This window comes from Flagellimonas yonaguniensis (assembly GCF_029193885.1).
Lineage (GTDB): Bacteria > Bacteroidota > Bacteroidia > Flavobacteriales > Flavobacteriaceae > Flagellimonas > Flagellimonas yonaguniensis.
The window spans coordinates 72,644-99,119 of the sequence record NZ_JARFVB010000004.1 but is presented as its reverse complement, the minus strand read 5'-3'; the positions used below and the strand labels follow the sequence as shown (position 1 = coordinate 99,119).

29 protein-coding genes are annotated in these 26,476 nt (G+C 42.0%); 18 read left to right on the top strand and 11 right to left on the bottom strand.

The features are described 5' to 3' along the window. Positions 1 to 161 precede the first annotated feature (161 nt). Complete coding sequence (locus PY092_RS08600; RefSeq protein ID WP_275615444.1) at positions 162 to 560, top strand: acyl-CoA thioesterase; 399 nt, start codon at positions 162 to 164, stop codon at positions 558 to 560. 59 nt (positions 561 to 619) lie between these two features. Here the strand turns inward: PY092_RS08600 and PY092_RS08595 are convergent, their stop codons facing one another. From PY092_RS08595 to ribD, 4 genes are read right to left on the bottom strand one after another with little or no spacing between them, the layout of a single operon-like run. Continuing rightward, positions 620 to 1,234, bottom strand: a complete 615-nt coding sequence (locus PY092_RS08595) for an IMPACT family protein (protein ID WP_275615443.1) — start codon at positions 1,232 to 1,234, stop codon at positions 620 to 622. After that, positions 1,234 to 2,097 carry a DMT family transporter gene (locus PY092_RS08590; protein ID WP_275615442.1) on the bottom strand — a complete coding sequence of 288 codons (864 nt, stop codon included), beginning with the start codon at positions 2,095 to 2,097 and terminating at the stop codon, positions 1,234 to 1,236. The genes PY092_RS08595 and PY092_RS08590 overlap by 1 nt, the downstream gene beginning before the upstream one ends. Further along, positions 2,098 to 2,700 carry an HAD family hydrolase gene (locus PY092_RS08585; protein ID WP_275615441.1) on the bottom strand — a complete coding sequence of 201 codons (603 nt, stop codon included), beginning with the start codon at positions 2,698 to 2,700 and terminating at the stop codon, positions 2,098 to 2,100. It lies immediately after the preceding gene. Continuing rightward, positions 2,693 to 3,745 (bottom strand): bifunctional diaminohydroxyphosphoribosylaminopyrimidine deaminase/5-amino-6-(5-phosphoribosylamino)uracil reductase RibD, encoded by a 1,053-nt coding sequence (ribD, locus tag PY092_RS08580; RefSeq protein ID WP_275615440.1) that lies wholly within the window; start codon positions 3,743 to 3,745, stop codon positions 2,693 to 2,695. Before ribD ends, PY092_RS08585 begins: the two co-directional genes overlap by 8 nt. 28 nt (positions 3,746 to 3,773) lie before the next feature. On the opposite strand from ribD, the gene PY092_RS08575 reads away from it, so the two are divergent. From PY092_RS08575 to PY092_RS08560, 4 genes are read left to right on the top strand one after another with little or no spacing between them, the layout of a single operon-like run. Beyond that, complete coding sequence (locus PY092_RS08575; RefSeq protein WP_275615439.1) at positions 3,774 to 4,259, top strand: GNAT family N-acetyltransferase; 486 nt, start codon at positions 3,774 to 3,776, stop codon at positions 4,257 to 4,259. Then, positions 4,259 to 5,122 (top strand): peptide chain release factor N(5)-glutamine methyltransferase, encoded by an 864-nt coding sequence (prmC, locus tag PY092_RS08570; RefSeq protein ID WP_275615438.1) that lies wholly within the window; start codon positions 4,259 to 4,261, stop codon positions 5,120 to 5,122. The genes PY092_RS08575 and prmC overlap by 1 nt, the downstream gene beginning before the upstream one ends. A 31-nt stretch (positions 5,123 to 5,153) precedes the next feature. Continuing rightward, positions 5,154 to 7,154, top strand: coding sequence for an NAD-dependent DNA ligase LigA (gene ligA, locus PY092_RS08565; RefSeq protein ID WP_275615437.1), 2,001 nt, complete (start codon positions 5,154 to 5,156; stop codon positions 7,152 to 7,154). Then, entirely contained in the window at positions 7,151 to 7,444 is a 294-nt protein-coding gene (locus tag PY092_RS08560) for a hypothetical protein (protein WP_275615436.1), read from the top strand. Before ligA ends, PY092_RS08560 begins: the two co-directional genes overlap by 4 nt. Before the next feature lie 19 nt (positions 7,445 to 7,463). Here the strand turns inward: PY092_RS08560 and PY092_RS08555 are convergent, their stop codons facing one another. Continuing rightward, positions 7,464 to 8,375 carry a metallophosphatase gene (locus PY092_RS08555; RefSeq protein ID WP_275615435.1) on the bottom strand — a complete coding sequence of 304 codons (912 nt, stop codon included), beginning with the start codon at positions 8,373 to 8,375 and terminating at the stop codon, positions 7,464 to 7,466. Positions 8,376 to 8,378: 3 nt separating this feature from the next. Then, positions 8,379 to 9,092, bottom strand: coding sequence for a 5'-nucleotidase C-terminal domain-containing protein (locus PY092_RS08550; protein WP_275615434.1), 714 nt, complete (start codon positions 9,090 to 9,092; stop codon positions 8,379 to 8,381). A gap of 115 nt (positions 9,093 to 9,207) precedes the next feature. On the opposite strand from PY092_RS08550, the gene PY092_RS08545 reads away from it, so the two are divergent. The 13 genes from PY092_RS08545 to PY092_RS08485 all read left to right on the top strand — a co-directional run bounded on the left by PY092_RS08545 (position 9,208) and on the right by PY092_RS08485 (position 21,897). Further along, positions 9,208 to 9,741 carry a DUF6913 domain-containing protein gene (locus tag PY092_RS08545; RefSeq protein ID WP_275615433.1) on the top strand — a complete coding sequence of 178 codons (534 nt, stop codon included), beginning with the start codon at positions 9,208 to 9,210 and terminating at the stop codon, positions 9,739 to 9,741. 4 nt (positions 9,742 to 9,745) lie between these two features. Continuing rightward, positions 9,746 to 10,636 carry a 4-hydroxy-tetrahydrodipicolinate synthase gene (gene dapA, locus PY092_RS08540; RefSeq protein ID WP_275615432.1) on the top strand — a complete coding sequence of 297 codons (891 nt, stop codon included), beginning with the start codon at positions 9,746 to 9,748 and terminating at the stop codon, positions 10,634 to 10,636. A 108-nt stretch (positions 10,637 to 10,744) separates the two neighbouring features. Further along, positions 10,745 to 11,581 (top strand): outer membrane protein assembly factor BamD, encoded by an 837-nt coding sequence (locus PY092_RS08535; RefSeq protein ID WP_417958155.1) that lies wholly within the window; start codon positions 10,745 to 10,747, stop codon positions 11,579 to 11,581. Positions 11,582 to 11,605: 24 nt separating this feature from the next. After that, positions 11,606 to 11,932: a DNA-directed RNA polymerase subunit omega gene (locus tag PY092_RS08530; protein WP_275615430.1), complete on the top strand. Its 327-nt coding sequence runs from the start codon at positions 11,606 to 11,608 to the stop codon at positions 11,930 to 11,932. Between the two features lie 3 nt (positions 11,933 to 11,935). Then, positions 11,936 to 13,141 carry a bifunctional phosphopantothenoylcysteine decarboxylase/phosphopantothenate--cysteine ligase CoaBC gene (gene coaBC, locus PY092_RS08525; protein WP_275615429.1) on the top strand — a complete coding sequence of 402 codons (1,206 nt, stop codon included), beginning with the start codon at positions 11,936 to 11,938 and terminating at the stop codon, positions 13,139 to 13,141. Continuing rightward, on the top strand, positions 13,134 to 14,024 hold the full coding sequence (porD, locus tag PY092_RS08520) for a type IX secretion system protein PorD (RefSeq protein WP_275615428.1): 891 nt from the start codon (positions 13,134 to 13,136) through the stop codon (positions 14,022 to 14,024). The genes coaBC and porD overlap by 8 nt, the downstream gene beginning before the upstream one ends. Before the next feature lie 223 nt (positions 14,025 to 14,247). Continuing rightward, the gene (gene recN, locus PY092_RS08515) at positions 14,248 to 15,900 is read left to right on the top strand and encodes a DNA repair protein RecN (protein WP_275615427.1); all 1,653 of its coding nucleotides are present in this window, start codon (positions 14,248 to 14,250) and stop codon (positions 15,898 to 15,900) included. Between the two features lie 199 nt (positions 15,901 to 16,099). Further along, complete coding sequence (locus PY092_RS08510) at positions 16,100 to 16,912, top strand: enoyl-ACP reductase FabI (protein ID WP_275615426.1); 813 nt, start codon at positions 16,100 to 16,102, stop codon at positions 16,910 to 16,912. A 54-nt stretch (positions 16,913 to 16,966) separates the two neighbouring features. Next, positions 16,967 to 17,974, top strand: a complete 1,008-nt coding sequence (locus PY092_RS08505) for a glycosyltransferase family 2 protein (RefSeq protein WP_275615425.1) — start codon at positions 16,967 to 16,969, stop codon at positions 17,972 to 17,974. Between the two features lie 2 nt (positions 17,975 to 17,976). Next, positions 17,977 to 18,933: a CdaR family protein gene (locus PY092_RS08500; protein WP_275615424.1), complete on the top strand. Its 957-nt coding sequence runs from the start codon at positions 17,977 to 17,979 to the stop codon at positions 18,931 to 18,933. Beyond that, entirely contained in the window at positions 18,930 to 19,523 is a 594-nt protein-coding gene (gene coaE / locus PY092_RS08495; RefSeq protein ID WP_275615423.1) for a dephospho-CoA kinase, read from the top strand. Before PY092_RS08500 ends, coaE begins: the two co-directional genes overlap by 4 nt. A gap of 64 nt (positions 19,524 to 19,587) precedes the next feature. After that, the gene (locus tag PY092_RS08490) at positions 19,588 to 21,171 is read left to right on the top strand and encodes a sensor histidine kinase (protein WP_275615422.1); all 1,584 of its coding nucleotides are present in this window, start codon (positions 19,588 to 19,590) and stop codon (positions 21,169 to 21,171) included. Positions 21,172 to 21,180: 9 nt separating this feature from the next. Then, a complete protein-coding gene (locus PY092_RS08485; protein ID WP_127137913.1) occupies positions 21,181 to 21,897 on the top strand; it encodes a response regulator transcription factor in 717 nt (238 codons plus the stop codon). A gap of 73 nt (positions 21,898 to 21,970) precedes the next feature. On the opposite strand, the gene PY092_RS08480 is transcribed toward PY092_RS08485, so the two are convergent. The 5 genes from PY092_RS08480 to PY092_RS08460 are packed head-to-tail and all read right to left on the bottom strand — an operon-like array spanning position 21,971 to position 26,231. Continuing rightward, the gene (locus tag PY092_RS08480) at positions 21,971 to 22,462 is read right to left on the bottom strand and encodes a gluconokinase (protein ID WP_275615421.1); all 492 of its coding nucleotides are present in this window, start codon (positions 22,460 to 22,462) and stop codon (positions 21,971 to 21,973) included. After that, positions 22,455 to 23,378: a tRNA (adenosine(37)-N6)-dimethylallyltransferase MiaA gene (miaA, locus tag PY092_RS08475; RefSeq protein ID WP_275615420.1), complete on the bottom strand. Its 924-nt coding sequence runs from the start codon at positions 23,376 to 23,378 to the stop codon at positions 22,455 to 22,457. Before miaA ends, PY092_RS08480 begins: the two co-directional genes overlap by 8 nt. Then, positions 23,375 to 24,223 (bottom strand): ion transporter, encoded by an 849-nt coding sequence (locus tag PY092_RS08470; protein WP_275615419.1) that lies wholly within the window; start codon positions 24,221 to 24,223, stop codon positions 23,375 to 23,377. Before PY092_RS08470 ends, miaA begins: the two co-directional genes overlap by 4 nt. A 3-nt stretch (positions 24,224 to 24,226) precedes the next feature. Continuing rightward, the gene (locus PY092_RS08465; protein ID WP_275615418.1) at positions 24,227 to 25,558 is read right to left on the bottom strand and encodes an exonuclease domain-containing protein; all 1,332 of its coding nucleotides are present in this window, start codon (positions 25,556 to 25,558) and stop codon (positions 24,227 to 24,229) included. 13 nt (positions 25,559 to 25,571) lie between these two features. Then, complete coding sequence (locus PY092_RS08460) at positions 25,572 to 26,231, bottom strand: YggS family pyridoxal phosphate-dependent enzyme (protein ID WP_275615417.1); 660 nt, start codon at positions 26,229 to 26,231, stop codon at positions 25,572 to 25,574. Positions 26,232 to 26,476 lie beyond the last annotated feature (245 nt).

Below are 26,476 nucleotides of genomic sequence, written 5' to 3'. Positions count from 1 at the left end.
GAGTAAGCATCTAAAGGATTACAGGATGCTTATTGGATGCGACAAATATGTGAACAAATCTTTTAAAAAAAAAATGAAATTGTCATTGAAAGTTTTGTTTTTTTTTCGCATGTTACTCTCGAAATAAGCAAGCCATTAAATATATAATTTTTCAGTTAAAAATGGGTCTAAATTCATATTCTTTTCGGGTTCGATATGCAGAAACCGACCAAATGGGGGTAGTTTATCATGGTAATTATGCCCAGTACTTCGAATTGGGTCGAGTAGAGTGGTTAAGATCTATGGGAATCACTTACAAGAGTATGGAGGATAATGGCGTAATGCTGCCCGTAATTTCTTTACATATTGATTACAAAAAGTCTGCGTTGTATGATGATTTGTTAACTGTGGAGACGCAACTGAAATCCAAACCCATGGTCAAAATTGAATTTGACTACAAACTATTGAACGAATCCGGGGAATTATTGGCCACTGCAAATACCGTTCTGGCCTTTATGGACAAAAAAAGGGGAAGACCCATAAAATGCCCAGATTATATCTTGGAGAAATTGGATGATTGATTTTTTTAGTCTGGAAGTGAAGCGGACTTGCATCTAACACCCAATCGGTCTTTACTCGATCATTCTATCGGTGTCACATCCACACCATGCATTTCATCGAAAAGTTGAAAAACTTCTTCCGATTCACTTAATCGTACCGAAATAACCAGCTCACAATCCAATTCCAATTTTTGGGAAACAATGTCCAAGTTTTTTTGTTTGATGGTACGCATCACGATATCCATAAATGGATATTCAAATTGTAACCGCAGTTGTACTTTAATGGTTTTTTTGACAATCTTGGCACTTTCCAACGCCATTTGAGCAGCCGTTTTGTAGGCTTGTATCAATCCGCCGACCCCAAGTTTGGTGCCTCCGAAGATTCGGGTGACCGTAATCAGTACATTCGTGACATCAAAGGATTGTATTTGTCCGTAAATGGGCATTCCCGCGGAATTGTTCGGTTCGCCATCATCATTGGCTCTGTACATAAGGTTTTCTGTGCCCAATTGCCAAGCGTAGCAAACATGGTTGGCCGTGTGGTATTTCTTCCGGAGTCCCTCTACAATCGGTTTTACATCATCTTCCGAAGAAATAGGATGGACTTGAGCATAGAATTTGCTTTTTCGGTCCTTATATAAAATCTCAGTTGAAGGTTTGGTTACTGTCCTGTAAACATCTTCTTTTTTCTCCATCAGAACAAAGCTACCAATATTATGCTCAAAACGGCCAAGGCAACACCGCTCCAATTTTTAAGACTGAGTCTCTCTTTAAACAATAATATCCCGAAGAGCGTGGAGAACATCACAATGGCAACATTATTTAAAGTAAAGATGGCGGCACTGCTATGAATGTCCGCCCGAAGGGCACGAATCAAAAAATAAATGGAAAAATAGTTGGGTACTCCGAGGGCTATTCCCCCCACAATGTTTTTCAGGTTGATTTTCAACGGGGTTTTAGCCGCTCTTATACCAATAAAAATGAACCCGGTCAAGGCAGCAAAGCCAAAAATCATGGAAGAGAATACGGGGATTTCCTGATCGGTCAAATGGATTTCCTCAAAATACTGGATGCTCGTATCGATGACTCCAGACCCTAGAAAAACCAATAAAGGGAGAATGAGTGCCTTTCGGTTTATCCTGATGTTTTTCTCTTTGATCGAAGCCAAATACACAGAGACCAAAGCCAAAACAATCCCGATAATCTGGAAAGCACTTAAATGTTCGTCGTACAATAGAACTCCCATCACTACAGGAATGGCCAACGACATTTTGGTGGCCACCGAAGCAACGGAAACACCAGAGACCTGTGCCGTTCGGGCCATTAAATTGAATATGACAATAAAAAGCACTCCCAATAATATGGGGCCTATGAGCCAAGGCTTATTGGTAAAGTCGCCCACGCCAACAGGGCCATCGTATAAAAAGAGTCCTACTATACAGGCGACCACGTAGTTGGTGATAATGGCGTAAAGCGTCTGGATTTTAAAGACATCAAACAGTTTGAAAACCACAAAAATAAAGGTGGAGCTTAGAATGCTCAGAATCAGGTACAGCATTTATAATTTTGATTTTAGTTGAGTTATATCCTCCTTGCCCACTTGCAGGTTCCAGACATGAATCCCCAGATTGGATGCGGAATCAGTGTTTTCGGTAACATCATCCACAAAAAAGGTTTCTTCTGGCGTTAGTCTGTTCTCTTGCAAAACAAAATCAAAAATCTCTGCATCTGGTTTGCGCATCCCCATTTCGTAGCTTAGATAAAACACATCAAAAGCATTTTTGAACCTGTTGAATCGCTCTATCCCCATTTGCTTTTTCACACATTCAATATGTAGGTCGTTGGTATTGCTCAACAAAATCATTTTGTATTGATTTTCGGCTGCAAGTTGTTCAATAAACTCCAAACGATGTTCGGGGAAATCCAGTAAAATCGAATTCCACGCTTGAGTTAAATATTCCCTGCTGGCCTTGGGGAAGTGTGAGGACACCTCATTCAAAAAATCCGAAGAAGCCATGAGTCCTTTCTCATAATTTTGAAATAGACTTTCCAAATTGGGGGTTACTTCGGTAAAACCGTGCTGCACCATAGCTTTTGCCGTAGCAGATTTATCCAGATTGATGAGTACATCGCCAAAATCGAGAATTACGTTTTTAATCATTGCAGTAAACGAATAGGGTATCGGTCAATATCTTTTTTTGATGCTGTAAAGTTCCCTGTAATTTGGGAGCTGGCAAACCATTTTTAAAACGGACAATGCCTTTAAAAACACGTGCTTCGTCCCACAAGTTTTCATTTATAAATGTTTGAAGCGTTTTTGCTCCGCCTTCAATAATTACGCTGGTAATGTTATGTTGATGGAGCGCTTTGCAGATTTGTTGTGCCAAGTTCTTCGAAAAATCGATTACAGTATAATCAACACCTTCTATATATTTTGATGCATCTTCGACCTCTGTCAAAATGATGGTCTGAACCGATTTGTCCAAAACAAGATAGTTTGAATCAATCTTCAAACTCCTGTCCAGAACCACGCGAATAGGATTTTTACCAGACCAATTCCGGGTCGTCAGCTTGGGATTGTCCTCCAAAACAGTATTGGTGCCGACCAAAATGGCCTGTTCTTGGCTTCGCCATTGGTGTACCAACTGTTTGGAATGGGCGTTGGTAATCCAAAACGGCTCGGGGTCATCGCTTCGTAAGGAGGCATCGGGAGCTAAAAAGCCATCATGGGACTCGGCCCACTTTAAAATAATATAAGGACGTTTCTTTTCTTGAAAGGTCAAAAAACGTTTGTGGTGTTCCCTGCATTCATCTTCCAGAACACCCACCGTGACTTTGCAGCCAGCATCCTCCAATTTTTTGATACCGTTGCCCGCCACTTTATCGTGCGGGTCCTTCAAGCCTATAAAAACTTCTTTGAGTTGGTGCTTAGCGATCAAATCGGCGCACGGAGGGGTTTTGCCATAATGCGAGCAAGGCTCCAAGGTAACATACAGGGATGCTTCTTGCAGTAAGTCCTTATCCTTGACCGAATTAATGGCATTCACTTCCGCATGTGGTCCTCCGTAAGGGTCGGTAAACCCCTCTCCGATGATGTTGTTGTTGTGTACGACCACACATCCGACCATAGGGTTTGGAGCGGTGGTTCCCAGTCCTTTTTTGGCCAGTTCAATGCAGCGAAGGAGGTATTTTTGATGTATATTCACACCGCAAAAATAGAACAATAAAAACAGAATGGGAGATACGGTGATTCGTGAAATAACCCCCGAAGACAATGCACAGGTGGCCCAAGTAATACGAAAAGTTTTTGAGGATATGGGTGTGCCCAAAGTGGGCACCGCTTATGCCGACAAAGCTCTGGATGATATGTACTCCAATTATAATGTGCCAAAGGCAACATATTTCGTAGTGGAGCACCAAGGAAAGATCATTGGTTGCGCTGGTGTGGCACAATTGGATAATTACGACGGAAACGTCTGTGAACTTCAAAAAATGTACTTTTTGGAGGAAGCCCGGGGCAAAGGGCTTGGTGCCAAAATGATCGAAGCTTGCCTGGGCAAGGCCAAGGAATTCGGTTTTGAGGCCTGCTATCTCGAAACCATGCCCTATATGGAAGCTGCCCAAAAGTTGTACAAAAAGAACGGTTTTGAATATATAGATGCCCCCATGGGAAATACGGGACATTATTCCTGCCCCGTTTGGATGCTTAAAAAGTTGTAATGCTCCTCAAGGAAATCAAAGATATTTTTCATAAAGAATTGGGTAAAATCTATCCCAAAGAGGAAATTGATTCCTTTTTCTATTCCTGTATTGAACATTATCTGGATCTGGAACGATTTATTCTGGTCATTCAGCCCGGAATTACCTTGACCAAGGAAGAGGAACAGCCCCTTTTTGAAGCATTGTCCGAGTTGAAACAGGAAAGACCCCTTCAATATATTTTGGGAACGGCCCATTTTATGGGTTTGGAGCTTCAGGTCAATGAAAACGTGTTGATACCTCGCCCTGAAACGGAAGAATTGGTGCAATGGATTTTGGATGATTGTCAGGTCGAGCGCAGTCGAGACCTTAAATTGCTTGACATCGGAACAGGAAGCGGCTGTATTGCCATTGCCTTGGCAAAGCACCTTTCCAATGCCCAAATCTATGCTTTGGATGTATCCGAAGGCGCATTGAACGTGGCTCGGAAAAATGCTGCATCAAATGGAGTGGATATCACGTTTTTGCATGATGATATACTTGACACGAAACTTGAACTTGATTTCGACATCATCGTTTCCAACCCACCCTACGTCAGGGAGTTGGAGAAAAAGGAAATCAAAAAGAATGTAAAGGACTTTGAACCTGATACGGCATTGTTTGTTCCAGATGAAGACCCCTTGTTGTTTTATAGGGCAATTATTGATTTTGCGGAAAATCATTTATCCGAAAAAGGAAAGTTGTATTTTGAGATCAATCAATATTTGGGAGAGGAGGCCAAGGCACTTTTCCATACCCGTAATTTTTCAGAAATTGAACTTCGAAAAGATATGTTCGGTAACGATAGAATGCTCAAAGCAAATGTCCCCTCGAGGGGACTTTAGGGGTGTTTTTTAATCCTGATAAAGAAAACCAATGAGTATAGAACAAAAAATAACTTCCCTGCGTGATGAGCTAAGGGAGCACAACTATAAATATTACGTGCTCGATGAGCCGTCCATTTCCGATTATGAGTTTGATATGAAACTCAAGGAACTTCAAAAACTGGAAGTGGAACACCCTGAATTTCACGACCCAACATCGCCAAGCTTGCGTGTGGGAGGGATGGTCACCAAAAACTTTGAGACCGTTCCCCATGAACATCGTATGTATTCGCTGGACAACTCGTACTCGAAAGAAGATTTGGAAGATTGGGAAAAGCGCATCCAGCGGATTTTGGGTGATGTCGAGGTCGAATTTACTTGTGAATTGAAGTATGATGGTGCTTCCATCAGTCTTACTTATGAAGATGGGCAATTGGTGAAAGCGGTTACCCGGGGCGATGGCTTTCAAGGGGATGATGTGACCAACAACATCAAAACGATTAAGTCCGTTCCCTTGCAGTTGAAAGGGGATTATCCACCAAAATTTGATATTAGGGGGGAAATTATCCTAACGCTGGAGGGCTTTGCAAAAATGAACGCAGAGCGTGTGGAAGCAGGTGAGGACCCTTATATGAACCCAAGAAATACGGCATCGGGCAGTTTAAAGCTTCAAGATAGTGCCTTGGTGGCCCAGCGACCACTGGAATGTCTGTTGTATAGCATTGCGGGCGATAATCTGGGGGTCGTGTCTCAGTTTGAAGTGCTGGAAAAAGCCAGGTCATGGGGTTTTAAGGTGCCAACTGTTGCAAAGCTTTGCAAATCCACCGAAGAGGTCATGCAGTTTGCGGATTATTGGGAGGTAAACCGTCACGACTTGCCCTATGAAACAGATGGGGTAGTGGTTAAGGTAAACAGTATCCAGCATCAAGATGAACTCGGGTACACTGCCAAGTCGCCAAGATGGGCCATGGCATATAAGTTCAAAGCAGAACAGGCAATAACCAAACTAAATAAGATCACATATCAAGTGGGGCGAACAGGGGCCATTACGCCCGTAGCTAATTTGGAGCCTGTTTTGTTGGCCGGAACCACGGTAAAGCGGGCCTCGTTGCACAATGCCGATCAGATTGCGAAACTTGATGTCCGCGAAGGTGATACCGTTTTTGTGGAAAAGGGAGGGGAAATCATCCCAAAAATTGTTGGGGTGGATTTTGCCAAAAGAGATACGGATTCAAAACCTACCCAGTACATTACCCACTGTCCGGAATGTGAAACGGAGCTGATAAGGAAAGAAGGCGAAGCACAACATTTTTGTCCAAACGATATTGGATGTCCACCACAGATTACAGGTCGAATCCAACATTTTATCTCCCGTAAGGCCATGGATATAGAAGGTTTGGGCGGAGAAACGGTGGAGCTTCTTTTTAAGGAAGGGCTAATTGGCAACTATGCCGATTTGTACACCTTGACCAAGGAACAAATAATGCCTTTGGAGCGTATGGCGGAGAAGTCTGCTGAAAATTTGGTGAATGGTGTGCAGGCATCCAAAGCAATCCCGTTTGAACGGGTCCTTTTTGCTTTAGGAATTAGATATGTTGGGGAAACGGTAGCCAAAAAATTGGCAAAAGCTTTCAAAAATATTGATGCTTTGATGGCTGCCTCACAAGAGCAATTGGTGGCTGTAGATGAAATAGGGGAGCGAATCGCGCAAAGTGTCATCAAATTTTTCAGCGAACCTGTCAACCAAGATATTATTGATCGATTAAAATCCTACGGATTGCAATTTTCGCTTTCAGAGGAGCAACTGGAAAATCAAACAGAGTTGCTAAAAGGACAAACTTTTGTGGTTTCCGGTGTATTCGAATCCATCAGTAGAAATGAGTTGAAGAAAATGATCGAGGACAATGGGGGCAAGGTGGCATCCTCCGTGTCCTCGAAAACAAGCTTTTTGGTGGCTGGCGACAAAATGGGGCCGAGTAAACGGACAAAAGCGGAAAATCTGGGAGTACCCATTATATCAGAACAGGAATTTTTACAAAAATTGGAAGTATGACACCCAGAACTTTCGATGAATTTGAAGTAACATTGGAACAAGATCAACCTGCTAAGGAGTGGTCCGAACCTTTAAAGTCCCTTTGGTTTGATGCGAAAGGGGATTGGGAAGCATCACATGATATCGCCCAAGACCTCCATTCCCAGATGGGTAGCTGGATACATGCATATCTACATCGTAAAGAAGGGGATAAGTGGAATGCTGGGTATTGGTACAACCGTGCCAATAAGCCTTTTCCAGAATACAGCTTGGAAGAGGAATTGAAAGTTTTGGTAGAGGCAAACCTTTAACCTGTTCCTATACTTAGTGCTAAACCGCAATACTTACCCCTTCGGCCGAAGCATTCTTATCCGAATCGAAGTAAAAATCAATCCTACCTAGGTTAATGCCGTAGCAGCCTACTTGGTTGACCAGTACGGAGTTCCCGCTTTGGTTGGTGCGTACATCAGGTTTGTCCAAAAAGGTGTGGGTATGCCCGCCAATGATCAAGTCGGTGTGATAGGTTTGTTGTGCCAAACGTATATCAGAGGGCTTGTCAGGATATTTATAATCATATCCCAAATGCGAAAGACAGACAATCAGGTCGCATTGTTCTTCATCTTTCAACTGCTTTTCCATGTCCAAAGCAATCTCGTACGGATTTAAATACTGGGTCTCTTTGTATAGTTTTTTGGTTACCAGACCATCCAATTCAATACCAAGACCGTACACGCCGATTTTCACACCATCCACCGTGTAGATTTTATAAGGCTTTACGTAACCATCCATCACAGTGTTGGAAAAATCGTAGTTGGCACTGATCATTTCAAAAGTAGCATGGGGCATTTGTGCCAACAAGCCATTGATGCCATTGTCAAAGTCGTGATTACCAATGGTAGAGGCATCATATTTGAGCTTGCTCATCAGTTTAAACTCCAATTCGCCTCCATAGAAATTAAAATAAGGAGTGCCCTGAAAAATATCACCTGCATCAAAAAGCAAAGTGTTGGGGTTTTCGTTGCGAATCTGTTCCACCAAAGTGGCCCTTCGCGCAACCCCGCCCAGATTCGGGTATCTGGAGTGGGAGGAAGGAAAGGTATCGATATGGCTATGGACATCATTGGTGTGCAAGATGGTAATCTGCTTTTTGCCCAAATTGGAGCAGGAGCTTAAACTTAGGCCTCCCAAACCAATCAAGGTGGAGGCTGCTGTGGTATTGGTTATAAATTCCCTTCTTTTCATGGTCTAATCAAGTTGTTTAATTCGTTCATCAGCTACGGCTTTTAAGGTATCCACTTTTTTAAAGTGGTCGATGATGGCATTGCGTAGAAGATAATCCGTTGCCGTTCTTGAAACAATCTCATCAAAAAAGCCAACGCTTGGTCCACCATTGACCAAATAGTCGGATGTGGCCACAAAGTAATTTCGACTTTCATCAAAAGGCTGTCCCTGAATGTTCACGGATTCCAGAGAGCCATCACTGTCCATGATGATCTGAATGCCAGACACCGGATGTCTACGGGATGACTTGGCCACAAAATTGATCAATTGTCGTGTGGCTGAACCGTTTAGTTCAACCACTTCGATATAATTTTCAAAAGGCATTACCTCATAAGCATTCCTTGCGCTTACATTTCCTTCGGAAATTACGGAACGAACCCCACCGGCATTGAGTACCACAAAATCCAGTTCCTTGCCTGTTCTGGAATTAAAAATAGGAGCGGATTCTTCAAAAACAATGTCCGCCATTAAATTTCCCATGGATGAGGTACGTTCCCCATCGTTCAGCAATAGAGGTTTTGGAGCGTAGGCCAAAGTACTGTCCAGTACCTCGTTGATTCGGTTTTTGTAGGGTTCCACGAAGCTGGCAATGGAATCCATCTGGGCTATGGTGGAATCAATCGGGATTTGTTTTCCTTCGATTTCAGTTAGTTTTCCCGTGTCGTTCTTACAGGACATCAAAAAACAAAAAGTTGTAAATACAACAAATTGTTTAAATTTTAGATTGTTCACGTGCGTATCTTTGTTAAGTCGTCTTGGTAGATTATTTACCTTTGTAAAAATCATCAAAAATATGTTTTTGAAAGGACTCCAAGACAAATTTAAGGTTAAATCCGGACTAAAATATTTAAGGGAGGAAATGGAAAAGCCTCCAAAGTCCGTGGCCAGGGATAAGGGGATTACAAGCATAGGCTGCATAGTGGATGTGGACAATTTCCAGAAAGCGGAAGCCTTTTACGAGCTTATCGATGATTTTGAGTTGCGTCCGAATGCCATAAAAATCATTGGATATAAGAGGGAGTACGACAAAAACTCTCCTTATGCCATCCAAATGTTCTCGGATAGGGACCTGGGATGGAAAGGACAGATAGAGAATGGTTACGTTCTTGAGTTTTTGGGTAGGGAATACGATATGTTGATCAATTATTACGAAGACGATAGTTTGATGATGAAGTTGTTATCGGTAAAAACCCCCGCTCGTATCAAAGTAGGTTTGGGCAGCCAAGACCCCAAGGTCAACGATTTGATCTTAAATACACCCATGAATGATTTTAAGTTGTTCAAAGGTGAATTGAAGAAATATTTAAAGATCTTAAAAGAAATTTGAGCAAATGGAACAATTGATCGGAACAGGAGTAGCATTGGTGACCCCGTTCAGAGAAGATTCATCGGTGGACGTGGAAGCTTTGGAAAGAGTGGTGGAACACAATATCCAAGGTGGTGTGGATTATTTGGTGGTGCTGGGTACAACGGCCGAGACCGCAACCCTTTCCCAAGCTGAAAAACAATTGGTGGTGGATGTTGTGGTGCGTGCCAATGCAGGACGGTTGCCGTTGGTGATAGGAGTTGGGGGCAATAATACCCTAGCGGTTGCCAACGAATTAAAAACATTGGATTTGTCGGATTTTGATGCCATTCTATCCGTTTCCCCATATTACAACAAACCAACACAAGAAGGGATTTATCAGCATTTTAAAACAATCTCGGAAGCATCGCCCATCCCGATTATCTTGTACAACGTGCCATCTAGAACAGGAAGCAACATGCTGCCCGAAACCACATTGCGCTTGGCACATGATTTCCCGAATATCGTTGGGATCAAAGAAGCATCTGGGAACTCCATTCAAATAGATAAGCTCATCAAGAACAAATCAGAAAACTTTTTGGTTATCTCCGGTGACGATGCCACGGCCTTACCTACGGTTTTGGCAGGCGGGGCGGGAGTCATCTCTGTATTGGGTCAAGGATTGCCATCGCTTTTTTCCGAAATGATCAAGTTGGGTCTGGAGGGCAATGTAAGGGAAGCCTACGGAATACATCACAGATTATCGGACCTCATGGCGCTTATTTTTGAAGAAGGCAACCCGGCAGGCATCAAAAGTATTTTTGAAAGCAAGGGTATTTCAGGGGCGGTGGTACGGTTGCCCTTGGTGGAAGCAACCTCAATTTTAAAACAGAAAATAGAGGTTTCTTTAAAGTCTTTGGATAAGGCACATGTTTAAAATTCGTTAAATGTTGCCCAAATTCTTGTTGATTGGCCGTGTTACCCTTTACATTTGAGCGGTAAAAAATCTTTTTTTATATCCATTCAATATCACTAATTTTGCAAAATGTTTTTGAATATGAGGTCAATACTCCTTTTTTGTTGTACAGCAGTACTTCTCGTTTCCTGTAGCGAGTACCAAAAGGTACTCAAGGAAACCGACACAAAAGCCAAATACGAAATGGCCGAAAAGCTGTATGATGAAGGTGATTATAAAAGAGCTGTTCGTTTGTTCGAACAGATTGTGCCCAAGTATGTGGGCAAACCCCAAGGAGAGCGTGTCATGTTCTTTTTTGCCGACAGTTATTTTAAAAACGGGGATTATTATTTGTCAGGGTATCAATTTGAACGTTTTATCAAGTCATATCCCAGGAGTGATAAAATTCAAGAAGCCAGCTTTCTGGGGGCGAAAAGTTACTATATGCTCTCTCCAAGATATTCTTTGGATCAGACTGAAACAGACAAGGCTTTGTTGAAACTCCAGACGTTTATCAACAATTATTCCGAATCTGAATATTTTGAAGAGGCCAACACCATGGCCGGGGAGTTGACCACAAAAAAAGAGGAGAAACAACTTGAAATTGCAAAGCAATTCAATAAAATAGGAGAGTTCAATCTTCCTGTTTTGGTTTCGGCCATAACGGCTTTGGACAACTTTATTACCGACAACCCAGGTTCGGTATATAGGGAAGAAGCTCTTTATTATCGAATTGAATCGGCCACAAGATTGGCTTTGAACAGTACCGAAGACAAAAAACAGGAGCGATTGGAAGACGCTCTTGAATCATACAATAATTTAATGCGTTATTTTCCAGAAACAGAATTCAAGAAAAAGGCAGATGACTATGCTGAAACAATTCGTGAGGAACTGAGCGCTTATGACAACACTTCCTTATCCAAATAAAAATTAGTTTTTAAACCACTGCATATGCAAGATTTGAAAAACACCAAGGCCCCGGTTTCCACAGTAACATTGAACAGAAACGAGTTTGATGAAAAAACCGGAAACATTTATGAAGCTATTTCCATTGCGGCCAAAAGAGCCATCCAAATCAATTCCGAAATAAAAAAGGAATTGTTGGAGAAGCTTGAAGAGTTCGCCACTTACAGTGATAGCTTGGAAGAAGTGTTCGAAAACAAAGAACAGATCGAGGTTTCCAAGTTTTACGAAAAATTGCCAAAACCACACGCTTTGGCAGTACAAGAGTGGTTGGAAGATAAAATCTACTACAGGAATACAGAGAAAGACGCTTAAGAAATGCTTGGCGGTAAAAATATCCTTTTGGGAATTTCCGGGGGAATTGCCGCGTACAAGACCACTTTTCTTGTCCGTTTACTGATTAAAGCTGGCGCCCAGGTCAAAGTTGTTATGACCCAGAGCGCCAGCTCTTTTGTTTCCCCACTTACACTTTCCACGCTTTCCAAAAATCCAGTTTTGATGGATTTTATCAATGAGGAGGATGGAAGCCTTTCATGGAACAACCACGTTGAGCTTGGACTTTGGGCCGATGTTATGGTCATTGCCCCGGCAACGGCCAATACCTTGTCCAAAATGACCAATGGAACATGCGACAATCTACTTTTGGCCACCTATTTGTCGGCAAAATGCCCAGTCTATTTTGCCCCGGCCATGGATTTGGATATGTACAAGCACCCATCCACAAAAAACTCTTTGGATAAACTACAATCTTTTGGCAATACCATGATTCCAGCGGAATCAGGAGAGTTGGCCAGCGGATTGCACGGAGAAGGACGTATGGCAGAGCCCGAGAATATTGTGGCCTTTATGCAGGAAGATTTGGCCAAAGGCCTACCGTTATCAGGAAAAAAAGTGCTTATTACTGCTGGACCTACCCAAGAAGCAATTGATCCCGTTCGCTTTCTGGGAAACCGTTCCACGGGTACGATGGGATTTGAATTGGCCAAAAAGGCGGCTAATCTAGGCGCAAACGTGATTTTGGTATCAGGTCCGACCCATTTGAACATCGAACATCATAATATTCAACTGATTCGTGTGACCTCTGCGCAGGACATGTATAGTGCCTGCCACGAACATTATGCAGATACCGATATCGCAATATGTGCAGCTGCCGTGGCGGATTATCGACCTAAAACCGTAGCTTCGGAAAAAGTAAAGAAGCAGGAAGGCGACATGAAAATTGAGTTGGAACGGACCCCGGACATTTTGATGTCACTTGGAGAAGCCAAAAAGAATCAATTCTTGGTCGGATTTGCTTTGGAAACCCAAAATGAACTGGAAAATGCCAAAGGCAAGCTCAAAAGAAAGCATTTGGATGGTATTGTGCTCAACTCGCTCAAAGATGATGGTGCAGGGTTTGGCGGAAGCACAAATAAAATTACTTTCATAGATAAGAATTCGGGGATAAAAACGTTTGATTTGAAGACGAAGTCCGAAGTGGCTTCCGATATTTGGGAAGAAATCATCTCCAGAATCCATGCGTAACACATTTTTTGCCGTTTTTCTTTTGTTTGCTGTCCTTGGGACTTATGCCCAGGAATTGAATTGCCAGGTTACTGTAAACTCGGACCAAGTAGGGCAGACCAATCAGCAGATTTTCAGGACTTTGGAGCGTTCGCTCAACGATTTTGTGAACAAGACCAAATGGACGAACAGGACATACCGTGAAAATGAGCGTGTCAATGCACGGATGTTCATTACGGTAACTCAATATGAATCGGACCGTTTCGAGGCCAATATCCAAATTCAGTCCACACGGCCCGTTTTTAATACGACCTACGAAAGTCCAGTGTTCAACTATAAGGACAACTCATTTAATTTTCAATATCAAGAATTTCAGCCTTTAGTGTTCAATCCGAACAACTTCGATTCCAATTTGGTTGGCGTTATCTCATACTACGTCTATATGATCTTAGGGTTGGATGCCGACACTTTTTCTTTAGAAGGAGGTAACGATTTCTACAGACAGGCACAAAATATCGTGACCCAGGCGCAAAGTTCCAGTTACAGCGGTTGGAGTCAGGAAACAGGGGATCGTAGCCGTTTTGAATTGGTGGATAACTTATTGAGCAACTCTTTCCGGGAATATCGGATTGCCATGTACAATTATCACAGAAAAGGACTCGATATACTGGCGGACAATAACAGTACAGGTAAACAAATCATCACGGGAAGCCTTCGTTTGTTTGAAACACTCATTAGCCGCAGGCCCAATGCCTTCTTGATTCAGACCTTTTTTGATGCCAAGTCCGAGGAAATTCAGAATATCTTCTCCGATGGCCCTAAGGTGGACATCGTAAAACTTAAAGAAACCCTTAACAAAGTGGCTCCATTTTATTCCAGCACATGGAATGAAATAAATTACTAGTGCAGCTCTAGGTGTCAGTTCGAGTGATTTTAAGGAACAAAAAATCGTACCTGCCTGCCAGCAGGCAGGTCGAGAACTTTTTTGGACAAAAATTCTTTTTCTCGATACAAATTTCACTTATGCTATCGTGAAATCCACTCGAAATGACGAATTTTTTCAAAATGCACAATGGGTTAGTGCAGTTCTATAAAGAAATTTATCTTTACGGGTAAATTCTTCAATATTGCTAGTAAATCTATCCATCCAAAATTATGCACTCATTGACGATGTAAGTGTGTCTTTTTCCAACGGTTTCACTACCATAACTGGTGAGACTGGTGCCGGAAAATCCATACTGTTGGGGGGGCTCTCCATGGTTCTGGGAAAGCGAGCCGATCTATCGTCTCTTAAAAACAAAGAGCAAAAGTGTGTGATTGAGGCAGAGTTCGATGTTTACAAATACGAACTCCAGCCTTTTTTTGAGGAAAACGACCTGGATTACGAGAAAACCACGATTCTACGGAGGGAAATATTGCCCAGTGGGAAATCTAGGGCGTTTGTGAACGACTCTCCGGTCACTTTGGATGTGATGCGGGCATTGGGAGATCAATTGGTGGATGTGCACTCGCAACACCAGACCATGCAGCTTACCGACAATGATTTTCAGATGAAAGTGCTCGATGCATTGGCTGACAATGCTGAAAACCTTTCGGGATACTCGCTGGAACTTGAAAAGCTGAGAACAGTCTCCAAAGAACTTCAAAAATTGGAAAATTTTCAGGCTGATGCAGATAAGGAGCACGATTACAATAGTTTTTTGTTGAAGGAACTGGAAGAGGCCAAGCTCAAAGAAGGTATGCAGGAGGAGCTGGAAGAAGAATATGAGCAGTTGAGCAATGTGGAGCAGATAATGGAACAATTGTCTGCAGGGCATCAGTTATTGAACGATGAGCAATTGGGCATTGTGGGTCGACTGACCGACTTAAAGCGGGCTTTGCAAGGATTAATGGACTTTGGCTCTGAATACAAGTCTTTGTACGAAAGGATTCAATCGGTTTTGATTGAAACCGACGACATCGCCTCCGAATTGGAGCAGTTGCAGGAAGGTGTTGAGGCCAATCCAGAACGTTTGGAAGTGGTCAATAGTCAATTACAACAACTATACGACCTTCAGAAAAAACATCAAACCGATTCAGTAACGGAATTGATTGATATTCGCGAAGATTTGTCACAAAAAGTGGATACCGTAGCCAACATTGAGTCCAAAATCAAGGAAAAACAAGAAGAGGTCAATGCCATTACCAAAAAAGTGGATGCTTGGGCCGAAAAAATAAGTGAGGGCAGAAAGAATGTCATCCCCAAATTAGACGAGAGACTGCAAGTGAACTTATCATCTTTGGGTATGCCATCCGCTACTTTTAAAATTGAAGTAAACCCATCCAAATCATTCAAAACCAATGGAAAAGATGACTTGGTGTTCTTGTTTTCAGCAAACAAGGGGTCCAGTTATGGCGAATTGAAAAAAGTAGCATCTGGTGGTGAACTGTCCCGTATTATGTTGACCATAAAATCCATTTTGGCCGAGTATGAGAACCTGCCCACCATGATGTTCGATGAGATCGACACAGGGGTTTCTGGAGAAATATCCAACCGAATGGGGGAAATCATGCAGCAAATGAGCGATACTATGCAAGTTTTTTCCATTACGCACTTACCGCAGGTCGCTTCAAAAGGACGTTATCAATTCAAGGTATATAAAGAAGAAGGAGCAGCCGGAACAAGCACACAGATTAAACAATTGAGCGCGGATGAGCGGGTACGGGAGTTGGCTGAAATGTTGGGAGGTAAGTCGTTGTCCGAATCCGCTTTGGCCCATGCCAAGGAGCTGTTGCAATAGGCCTGTGAACTCCTGTTAATTTCGCCATTAGATCAAGGAACGTTACCCTGGATTTATTTCAGGGTCTCATTAAATGGGGCTATTGGATGAATCAGATGTTGAAACAAGTTCAGCATGACGAGAATCTATGTATTTGGGTAGGGTTAACATTCAAATAGTTTAAATATCTTTGTCACACAATTAACAATTGCAAAAAATTATGGCATACAATCTTTTAAAAGGTAAAAAAGGAATCATTTTTGGTGCATTGGACCCTAATTCCATTGCTTGGAAAACCGCAGAACGCGTTCATGAAGAAGGAGGCGAGTTCGTTTTGACCAACGCACCCATTGCCATGCGAATGGGACAAATAAACGAATTGGCGAAAAAAACCAACTCAGAAATTATTCCTGCAGATGCCACTAACGAAGAGGACCTGAAAACCTTGGTGGAGAAGTCCATGGAGATTTTGGGTGGAAAACTGGATTTTGTGCTTCATTCCATAGGAATGTCCGTAAACGTTAGAAAAGGAAGACAATACACGGACGAGAACTACAGTTTTACCGAGAAGGGATGGGATGTATCCGCACTATCTTTTCACAAAGTAATGCAATCGCTTTATAAAGCGGAGGCGATGAATGAATGGGGAAGTATCGTAGCCCTAACTTATATGGCTGCACAGAGAACGTTCCCTGACTATAACGATATGGCGGACAACAAGGCCTATTTGGAGTCTGTTGCAAGGAGCTTTGGTTATTTCTTCGGAAAGGAACATAAGGTAAGAGTGAACACCATTTCCCAATCTCCGACCCCTACAACAGCGGGTCAAGGCGTGAAAGGATTTGATGGATTCATCAATTACGCGGAAAAAATGTCTCCATTGGGCAATGCCACGGCGGATGATTGCGCCAACTATACCGTGTCACTTTTCTCCGATTTGACCAAAAAGGTGACCATGCAGAACTTGTTCCACGATGGAGGGTTTTCCAACACAGGTGTAAGTCAGGAGGTAATTGATGAATTTTCGGAATAAACCGTAAAAAATATATGGGAAGCCATCCTTTTAGGGGTGGCTTTTCTGTTTCAAATGAATACATTTTTCTCCACAGTAGTTCCGGTGTTCAATAGGCCCGAAGAAGTTCGAGAGCTGTTGGAAAGTCTTGGGCAACAAGATTTCCAAGAAGATTTTGAAGTGGTGATCGTGGAAGATGGTTCCACAGAGCGTTCTGAGGACATTGTGGATGGATTTCGGGATAAACTGAACGTTTCCTACTATTTCAAGGAAAACTCGGGTCCTGGCGATTCCAGAAATTTCGGAATGCAAAAGGCCAAAGGGGATTATTTTATCATTTTGGATTCCGATTGTATCCTTCCCAAACAGTATTTGTCCGAAGTGGACAAGGAACTTAAAAAGGAGTTTGTCCATTGCTTTGGCGGACCCGATGCCGCCGATGCTTCCTTTACTATAATTCAGAAGGCCATCAACTATGTGATGACCTCTTTTTTGACCACTGGTGGTATCCGTGGAGGTAAAAAGGCCGTAGGTAAATTTCAGCCCCGTAGTTTTAACATGGGTATTTCCAAAACAGCTTTTGAAAAGGCAGGAGGGTTTGGGAGAATACACCCAGGGGAAGATCCAGACCTGACCTTTCGTATTTGGAAAGCTGGGTTTGATACAAGATTATTCCCAGACGCATACGTCTACCACAAGAGGCGTATTGATTGGAACAAATTCTATATTCAGGTCAACAAATTTGGGATGGTACGCCCCATTTTAAACAAATGGCACCCAGGAACGGCAAAACCAACCTATTGGTTTCCCACTTTGTTCATTTTGGGATTGGACGTTGCGATCATTCTTTCAATTTTCGGACTTTGGTTGCCATTACTACTATATGGTTTCTATTTTTCAATCCTGTTTTTGGATGCATTCATCAAGAGTAAGAGCCTAATTGTGGGGATTTTGTCCATTTTTGCCGCCTTGATTCAATTCACAGGATACGGAATTGGTTTTTTCAAGTCCACAATGTTGCTTAACTTTAGTAATAAGAAGCCGGAAGAACTGTTTCCTAAACTATTTTTCAAGAAGAAGTAAAAGTGTTCAAAAAGGTATTGCAAGGCCTCAATCAAAAGAAAGCGAAAGTGTTTTCGCTGTTCCTGATATGCTCATTTTTGGCTTGGTTCATTAGTAATCTATCCGAAACCTATGAGTCAAGAGCTTATTTTACGCTTAATTACAGAAATCTTCCCGATTCGTTGTTGTTGGGCAAGAATTCCAACAATCAGATTGAAGCTAAGTTGAGGACCAGCGGCTTTCAATTTTTGTATTATAAGATTTTTAGGAGTCAAATCGATATCGATGTATCCCAAGTCGACTACAGGAATGGGCAATACGTGCTCAGCGAAGAGGTGCTGAGGCGACAAATGGATCAACAATTGTCCCAAAATATATCTTTGTTGTATTTGGACAGGAATGTACTGGATGTGGATCTGTATCAGGTGGACTCCAAGAAAATACCCGTACAGGCTAGGCTGAACCTGCAACTGCAGCAAAACTATATATTGGATGGAAAAATCAAGATTTCGCCAGATTCCGTGGAGGTAAAAGGACCAAAAAATGAAATCGACACTATCCAATCCATCAAAACAGCTCCAATTCAATTGACCGATGTGAATGAGGATTTCTCTTCCGAAGTGAGCTTGGTCTTTCCGAAGGGCTTGGATAACAGTATTTTTTCGGTGGGGCGTGCCATGATTTCGGGTAAGGTTTCCAAATTCTCCGAAAAGGTATTTGATGTACCGATTCAAGTTGTGAATGCTCCTGAAGGATACCAAATAAGAACGTTCCCTAATTCGGTAACCATTTTATGCAAGGCGACCATTGAAAGATTGAAGGAGATATCGGCTTCCGATTTTGAAATTGTGGCCGATTATGGTCAGCTGGATGGTTCGGTAAGCAGTAAGTTGTTTTTGGAAATTACCGAGAGCCCACAAAAGGTCTACGATATTAAATTAGAAGAGAATACAGTAAACTTTGTATTGGAGCGACAATGATGATAGTTGGACTAACAGGGGGGATAGGTAGCGGGAAAAGTACCGTGGCCAATATGTTCCGGGAACTTGGTATTCCTGTATATGATTCTGATAAAGAGGCCAAAATATTGATGTCAACTTCTCAGGAGGTCAAAGAGGCCATTACAGATCTACTGGGCAAGGAAGCTTATACAGCAGATGGCTTGAACAGGTCTTTTATAGCAGAAAAAGTTTTTAGGGACACGGAACTACTGGAAAAGCTCAATGGAATCGTCCACCCTGCAGTTGGAAAGCATTTTATGCAATGGGCTGAAGCTCAAGAATCCCCCTATGTAATACAGGAAACCGCCTTGATTTTTGAAAATAATGCCCAAGGTAAATATGATTATACTATATTGGTAACGGCTCCTGTCAAAACACGGATCCAAAGGGTTGTGGACAGGGATGGGCTTGAAAAACAAGCGGTTGTCGATCGAATGCAAAACCAATTGGATGATGGGCAAAAGCTTGATTTGACCGATTTTTTGCTTGAAAACCTTGAACTGGATAAAACCAAAAGAAAGGTTAAAGAACTACACCTCAAACTTTTAGCGTTGACTCCCAAATTTTAACATTTATGTTAAGTTTTGGTTAAACGCTAAAAGTACTAAATGTTAAATTTTTAATTTTACATCAATGAACAAGAAGCTATTCGTTCTTCTGGTTGTTCTTATGAGCTTATCCCTTATAGGGATAATATTCGTGCAGGTTTATTGGATACGAACATCCATAAACGACAAAGAAGAACAATTCTCAAGAACAATCACGGACATATTGGATAAGGTAGCGAGTAGGGTGGAGAAGCGCGAGATGAAGGATTACTCAGACCTTGTAGCTTCCATGATCGATAGTATTGGTAAGCCGAAAAGTGCCCAGTTCAAAAATTTCATGTTTGTGGAAAGGGATCTCAATTCCGACGAAATCCTTTTTTACTCCCATGGAATTTTAGAAGAAGATTACAATATAACCTCGGCGTTCTTTGATAATACATTGGTTGGTAATGATACCACTACGTTCAAAAATTTCACCAGTCGAAGAACCAAACAGATTTTCAAGGAAGAGTCAGGTTTGGATGGTAGAATTTCGCATTTGACCCCCATTGAGAAAATAACGAAAATCGGAAACCTGAGCAGTATGGAGAAAGCTCAATATGAAGACGTTTTCATGGAATATGCTAAAATCCAGCCTATCCATAAACGGGTTTCCAAGCAAGAGCTGGAACTTTTGCTCAGTCAAGAACTTAGTAATAGGAACATCGATATTGATTATGAGTATGGAGTGTACAGTCAAGGTTATCCAACGAAGATAAGATCCAGAAAATTCAAGTTCTCAGGCTCCAAAATGTACAAGGCACCGATTTTCAAGGATAGTGAAGGGATGTCCAACTTTTCGCTATTGCTGACTTTTCCCAGTATGAAACGCTACATATTTGGTTCAGTAATGAAGATGGCTCTTTTGTCATTGATTTTTACTTTGGTGATTCTGTTGGCCTATTCCAGTGCTATTTACCAATTGATCAAGCAGAAGCGTATTTCCGAGATCAAATCGGATTTCATCAATAATATGACGCACGAGTTCAAAACGCCGATTGCCACCATCAACTTGGCCGTAGAAGCGATTCGAAATCCAAAATCCATTGAGGATAAGGAAAAAGTGTTGCGTTATCTAGGCATGATTCGTGATGAGAATAAACGTATGCATGCCCAAGTGGAGAATGTCTTGAGGATATCCAAACTCGAGAAAAACCAATTGGACATTAGCAAGGATAGGGTGAATATACACGATATCATTACCGATGCCATTGCCCATATCGAGTTGATTGTACAGGATAGGGGAGGATATGCAAAGGCCCACCTTGATGCTGAGCGGTCCGAAGTGTTGGCCAATGATATGCACATGACCAACGTGATAGTGAACATTCTGGATAATGCGGTAAAATATTCTCCAGAGACCCCGAAAATCGATGTGTACACCGAAGTGGTAAAAAACAGTATCATTATCAAGGTACAAGATCAAGGAGCGGGGATGAGTAAAGCAGTGCTCAAAAAAGTATTTGAAAAATTTTACCGGGAACATACCGGCGACATACATAACGTTAAGGGCCACGGTTTAGGATTGGCCTACGTAAAGCGAATTATAGACGATCATCAAGGTGAGGTTTATGCTGAAAGTGAAAAAGGAAAAGGAAGCACTTTCTTTATAAAACTCCCTTTAATTTAAAAAGAAACTATGGAAACAGAGAAAAAGAAGATACTTTTAGTGGAAGACGATCCCAATTTTGGAATCGTACTTAAAGATTATTTGACCATGAACGATTTTGATGTTGTTCTGGCCAAAAACGGAATGGAAGGTTTTGAAAAGTTCAAGAAAGACAATTACGATGTCTGTATTTTGGACGTAATGATGCCTTACAAGGATGGATTTACCCTAGCTAAGGAAATCCGTGAGAAAAACGAGAACGTTCCGATTATCTTTTTGACCGCTAAGACCATGAAAGAGGATGTGCTGAAAGGATACAAAGCAGGTGCCGATGATTACCTGAACAAGCCTTTCGACTCCGAGGTGCTGTTGATGAAATTAAAAGCGATCCTACAAAGAAAAGCCTCCAGCTCTTTGGCGGACAGCAAACAGTTCGAGTTCCAAATCGGAAATTTCCATTTGAACTCAAAACTTCGTTTCTTGAAATATAAGGAGGAAGAACCCATCAAACTTTCTCCAAAAGAGAACGAGTTATTGCGTTTGTTGGCACTTCATGAAAATGATCTGATGCCAAGGGAATTGGCATTGACCAAAATATGGAGGGATGACAACTACTTTACTTCCAGAAGTATGGATGTATATATAGCCAAGTTGAGAAAATACCTCAAAAAAGACGACTTGGTCGAAATTTTGAACATTCATGGCGAAGGCTTTAGGCTTGTGGTTAAAGCGGAGAACGAACAGTAAGATTGAATAGAAAAATAAAAAAGCCACCTTTAGGTGGCTTTTTTTCTGCCGAAAGTTGAGGGAATTTTTTATCTTAAAGTTCTTTCAATACTTTTTTGACAATCTTGGCGGGCGATTCTTCAATGGAAACAATAATTGCCTTGGAGGGTGGCTCAAGCGTGTCAAATTGGGATTGCAATAGGTTCATGGGCATAAAATGCCCCTTTCTTTTTTCCAAACGCGACTTTATCAGTTCAAAGGACCCATCCAAATAAACAAAGGCCATGCAATTGCCCATTCCAGCTCTCAAAAGGCTTCTGTAGTTCTTTTTTAAGGCCGAACATGCGATTATGGCTCCTTTGTGTCTATGTTCTACGGCAAGTTTGTTTATGGCAATCAACCACTCCTTACGGTCTTCGTCGTTCAATGGTCGGCCCGAACTCATTTTTTTCACGTTGGCCTCGGGATGAAAATCATCACCATCAAAAAAGGGTCTGGATAGTTTTTCAGAAAGCAGTTTCCCAATTTCGGTCTTACCCGAACCACTGACTCCCATGACCACTATCACGTTCTTACCGTTAGGCATAAAAGTTGGTTTTAAGTCGGTCTGTGACCATTTGGAGCACCTTTTTTGGTTCAGCATTGTAAGGGACCCACAAAATGGCTTCATTCTTTCGCAGCCATGTTAGTTGCCGTTTTGCAAATCGTCTTGTGTTCTTTTTGATTTCCGAAACAGCAAACTCCAATGTGCATTGCACTTCAATATATTCAAAAAGTTCTTTGTAACCAACTGTTTGCAGGGCATTCAGTTCTTTGTGGGGATAAAGTTTTTTTGCTTCGTCCAATAGCCCAGCATCCATCATAAGGTCCACTCGGGTATTTATCCGCTCGTAAATCATCTCTCTGGGGGCTTCAATGCCAATATAAAAGGCTTTAAAGCTTCTTTCCGCTTTGGGCCGGTTCAGGAATGATGAGTAGGGTTTATCTGTTGCCAAACACACCTCTAGGGCACGGATCAACCGATGCGGATTGTCCAGATCAACGGTTTTGTAGTATTCAGGATCTCGTTGGTTGAGTTCTTTCTGAAGACTTTCCAATCCTTCTTCTTCAAGTTGTTGATTGAGTTGCTCCCGTATCTTCGGGTCAACCTCTGGAAACTCATCCAATCCAGATACCACCGCATCAACGTACAGTCCACTGCCACCCACCATAACGGCAATATCCTTTTTCTGGAATACATCATCCAACAAATTGATGGCTTCTTTTTCAAAATCACCGACCGAATAGGGTTCAAAAATACTTTTGTGTTGTATAAAGTGATGATGTACTTCATTCAGTTCTTCATAGGAAGGAACCGCAGTACCTATTTCCATTTCCTTGAAAAATTGCCGGGAATCGGCGGAAAGTATATCGGTATCAAAATGTTTTGCCAATCGGATGCCGAGCGCGGTTTTTCCAATGGCCGTGGGACCTACCACAGCAAGTAAGATTTTTTTGCTCATAATGGGTGTCCACAATTATAACAATGGGTGGCATCGTCCCGGTGTCCCTCAATGCCGCAACTGGGGCAGGCCTGGGTATTTATGTGCACCATAAATTCATCATCTTCTTCGTCATCGTTCTTCCTGCTTCGGGCAAATTCCGCAGTGACAATACCAGTGGGTACCGCAATGATTCCATAACCTAAAATCATGATCACAGTGGCCAAAAATTGACCTAAATTGGATTGAGGGGCAATATCCCCATAGCCCACAGTAGTAAGTGTCACAATGGTCCAGTATATACTTTTGGGAATACTGGTAAAGCCAGAATCATCCCCTTCCACGATGTACATTAAGGTACCCATGATAACGGATAAAATCAAAACTACGTAGATAAATACGGCGATTTTCGTTCGACTTGCTTTTAATGCCGATTGTAGTTGCGAGGCTTCGCCCATAAATTTAACAAGTTTCAATATCCTGAAAATCCGCAGTAAGCGAAAAGCCCTTACGGCCAACAGAACTTGGGAACCTGCCAAAATATAAGAGAGGTAAAGGGGTATGGTGGACAAGAAATCAATAATGCCATAGAAGCTGAAAACATATTTCAATGGCTTTTTGATGCTGATCAAGCGCGCAATGTACTCAAGGGTAAAAAATATGGTCACGATCCACTCTAGGGCAAGGAGTGTTTTGTGGTAGTGCTCATCAAAATCATCAATACTTTCCAGCATTACCAAAATAACGCTGATGATGATCAGTATAAAAAGAAGAATGTCAAAAAACTTGCCCGATGGGGTGTCCGCTTCATAAATGACTTCATGAAGTTTGTTTTTCCAGCCGGGAAGTGGTTTGTTGTCTTTCAATGATCAGGTAGTTAGCTGTATGGTTTTGAGTCGGTTGTTTTTTCTTAAATAGGTTTCCACGATAAAAGTGGTGTTTTCATCACTGCGCATCGGGGTCATAATCGATTCCAAGATATGAATATTATTGATCTGATGATTGAGTTCCACAAAGCCAAACCCTTGAAGACGACCATTTTTAATCAAAATAAAACTGCGTTCCCCCGTTTCCCTGCCTTGGTCGGTCAGTGCGATATTCTTTTCTTGGATGCTGTACTTTTCAAAAGCGGAAAGCACTCTTTCGTTACAGTTGGATGCGCTTAACTCGGTTTCTTGGTGCAGGCATTCATTTTCTGTTCCCAAGGAAGAGGGGCAGAGCTCAAATTCAGAAGAAACCTTATTTAAAAAACTCTTTGCCGATTGCGTTCCGTTAAAGGCCATTTTTTTATGCTCCAACGACCGATTCTTTTCCACCTCCAATATAATATGCTCGGTTCCATTCTGATTGAAATCAATGGTATGCGAAAAGAGTTTCTTTTTGGATACGTGATTATAGCGCGGCTTGTTATTTTTTTGTTCCACATACGCCTTTAAAATGGCAATGAGCTCGCTTCCCGTGGTTTCGTATGTGACTTTCTTGGTTTCCTTTTGAAGTTTGCGTGCCAGTTTCCCCACATTGGTAAAATGTTGGTTGACCCGCTTTTTAATATTCTTGGTTTTCCCCAAGAAGATGATTTCCCCATCTTTATCGTGCATATAGTACACACCGGTTTCCGATGGTAGGTTAAAAACCATATCCAATTGATTGGGGGATAGTTCCCCATGGGTCTCCTCGCGGGTAATCTCGGTAATGATTTTCTTATCCGAGTCCTTATCCAGCAACAATTTAAAAAGCTTTAAGGTGGCCAATGCGTCGCCATTGGCACGGTGCCTATCGCTCATGGGTATTCCCAGCGAACGCGCCAATTTCCCTAAACTGTGCGATTCGGCTTCTGGGATGAGTTGTTTGGATAGGTCCACTGTACAAAGTGTCTTTCGTTGAAAATCATAACCCAGGCGCCTAAACTCGGTTCTGAGGATACGATAGTCAAACTGTGCATTGTGCGCCACTAAAACAGCACCATCCGTAATTTCCACAATACGTTTGGCCACTTCGTGAAACTTGGGTGCCGAACGCAGCATTTTATTATTAATGCCTGTGAGTTTGGCCACAAAGGGCTGTATTTCCCGTTCAGGATTTATCAAACAGATGAATTTATCCACTACCTGGCGTCCATCAAACCTGTGGACGGCAATTTCGGTAATGCCTTCCTCATTGTATTTTCCTCCCGTGCTTTCAATGTCGAGTATCGCGTACATGGAAAATTACTGGTTATGAATAGTTTCTAGCTCCAAATATACTGCTTCCAATCCGTACCATGGTGCTACCTTCCTCAATGGCAATACCATAATCACCACTCATACCCATGGAAAGGATGGTAATGTTGTTCAATTTTGTTTTAAGGTCATCGAACATGGATTTGAGTTGGGCAAACTCTCTACGGACTTGTTTTTCATCTTCGGTAAAAGTCGCCATGCCCATCAAACCAACAATTTCAATGTTTTCCATCGCTTTAAATGCCTCAGACTCCAAAAGCTCGTTCAGTTCTGTTTTGTCCAATCCAAACTTGGTATCTTCTTCGGCAATATGGATTTGGAGCAAACAGGGAATCACACGGTCATACTTTTTTGCCTGTTTATTGATTTCCTTCAACAAGCGAGGGCTGTCCACCCCGTGAATCAAGGAAACAAACTCGGCCATATATTTAACCTTATTTCGCTGTACATGACCAATCATGTGCCATTCGATGTCCTTGGGCAAATCTTCCCACTTTTGGACCATTTCCTGTACTTTGTTTTCCCCAAATACCCGTTGTCCAGCTTCATAAGCCTCCAAAATATCTTCATTGGGCTTGGTTTTGGAAACAGCGACCAAGGTAACTCCCTCGGGGAGGTCGGATTTTATTCTATTGAGATTATCTTTTATGGACATAATTTAATTGATGTCAATCCACACTTGATGCGGAATCTTTTAAAATCATGGGTTCCTGCTTTATTGTTCCGTTGAAGAACGGAGTGCAAAAACTACAAAAAGTATTAGAACTGCATTTTGATGAAAAAAATGTCATTTCGAGTGTTTTTTTGAAGCAAATTTCAAAAAAATGTATCGAGAAAAGAATTTTCTAAGGAAATAAACCTTGTTCTCGACCTGTCTGCCGGCAGGCAGGTACTTTTTCC

Bases quoted from the DNA above. Each gene is read 5' to 3' on its own strand.
- PY092_RS08600 (WP_275615444.1), top strand. From the start codon at position 162: ATGGGTCTAAATTCATATTCTTTTCGGGTTCGATATGCAGAAACCGAC.
- PY092_RS08595 (WP_275615443.1), bottom strand. From the start codon at position 1,234: ATGGAGAAAAAAGAAGATGTTTACAGGACAGTAACCAAACCTTCAACT.
- PY092_RS08590 (WP_275615442.1), bottom strand. From the start codon at position 2,097: ATGCTGTACCTGATTCTGAGCATTCTAAGCTCCACCTTTATTTTTGTG.
- PY092_RS08585 (WP_275615441.1), bottom strand. From the start codon at position 2,700: ATGATTAAAAACGTAATTCTCGATTTTGGCGATGTACTCATCAATCTG.
- PY092_RS08575 (WP_275615439.1), top strand. From the start codon at position 3,774: ATGGGAGATACGGTGATTCGTGAAATAACCCCCGAAGACAATGCACAG.
- prmC (WP_275615438.1), top strand. From the start codon at position 4,259: ATGCTCCTCAAGGAAATCAAAGATATTTTTCATAAAGAATTGGGTAAA.
- ligA (WP_275615437.1), top strand. From the start codon at position 5,154: ATGAGTATAGAACAAAAAATAACTTCCCTGCGTGATGAGCTAAGGGAG.
- PY092_RS08560 (WP_275615436.1), top strand. From the start codon at position 7,151: ATGACACCCAGAACTTTCGATGAATTTGAAGTAACATTGGAACAAGAT.
- PY092_RS08555 (WP_275615435.1), bottom strand. From the start codon at position 8,375: ATGAAAAGAAGGGAATTTATAACCAATACCACAGCAGCCTCCACCTTG.
- PY092_RS08550 (WP_275615434.1), bottom strand. From the start codon at position 9,092: ATGTCCTGTAAGAACGACACGGGAAAACTAACTGAAATCGAAGGAAAA.
- PY092_RS08545 (WP_275615433.1), top strand. From the start codon at position 9,208: ATGTTTTTGAAAGGACTCCAAGACAAATTTAAGGTTAAATCCGGACTA.
- dapA (WP_275615432.1), top strand. From the start codon at position 9,746: ATGGAACAATTGATCGGAACAGGAGTAGCATTGGTGACCCCGTTCAGA.
- PY092_RS08535 (WP_417958155.1), top strand. From the start codon at position 10,745: ATGTTTTTGAATATGAGGTCAATACTCCTTTTTTGTTGTACAGCAGTA.
- PY092_RS08530 (WP_275615430.1), top strand. From the start codon at position 11,606: ATGCAAGATTTGAAAAACACCAAGGCCCCGGTTTCCACAGTAACATTG.
- coaBC (WP_275615429.1), top strand. From the start codon at position 11,936: ATGCTTGGCGGTAAAAATATCCTTTTGGGAATTTCCGGGGGAATTGCC.
- porD (WP_275615428.1), top strand. From the start codon at position 13,134: ATGCGTAACACATTTTTTGCCGTTTTTCTTTTGTTTGCTGTCCTTGGG.
- PY092_RS08510 (WP_275615426.1), top strand. From the start codon at position 16,100: ATGGCATACAATCTTTTAAAAGGTAAAAAAGGAATCATTTTTGGTGCA.
- PY092_RS08505 (WP_275615425.1), top strand. From the start codon at position 16,967: ATGAATACATTTTTCTCCACAGTAGTTCCGGTGTTCAATAGGCCCGAA.
- coaE (WP_275615423.1), top strand. From the start codon at position 18,930: ATGATGATAGTTGGACTAACAGGGGGGATAGGTAGCGGGAAAAGTACC.
- PY092_RS08490 (WP_275615422.1), top strand. From the start codon at position 19,588: ATGAACAAGAAGCTATTCGTTCTTCTGGTTGTTCTTATGAGCTTATCC.
- PY092_RS08485 (WP_127137913.1), top strand. From the start codon at position 21,181: ATGGAAACAGAGAAAAAGAAGATACTTTTAGTGGAAGACGATCCCAAT.
- PY092_RS08480 (WP_275615421.1), bottom strand. From the start codon at position 22,462: ATGCCTAACGGTAAGAACGTGATAGTGGTCATGGGAGTCAGTGGTTCG.
- miaA (WP_275615420.1), bottom strand. From the start codon at position 23,378: ATGAGCAAAAAAATCTTACTTGCTGTGGTAGGTCCCACGGCCATTGGA.
- PY092_RS08465 (WP_275615418.1), bottom strand. From the start codon at position 25,558: ATGTACGCGATACTCGACATTGAAAGCACGGGAGGAAAATACAATGAG.
- PY092_RS08460 (WP_275615417.1), bottom strand. From the start codon at position 26,231: ATGTCCATAAAAGATAATCTCAATAGAATAAAATCCGACCTCCCCGAG.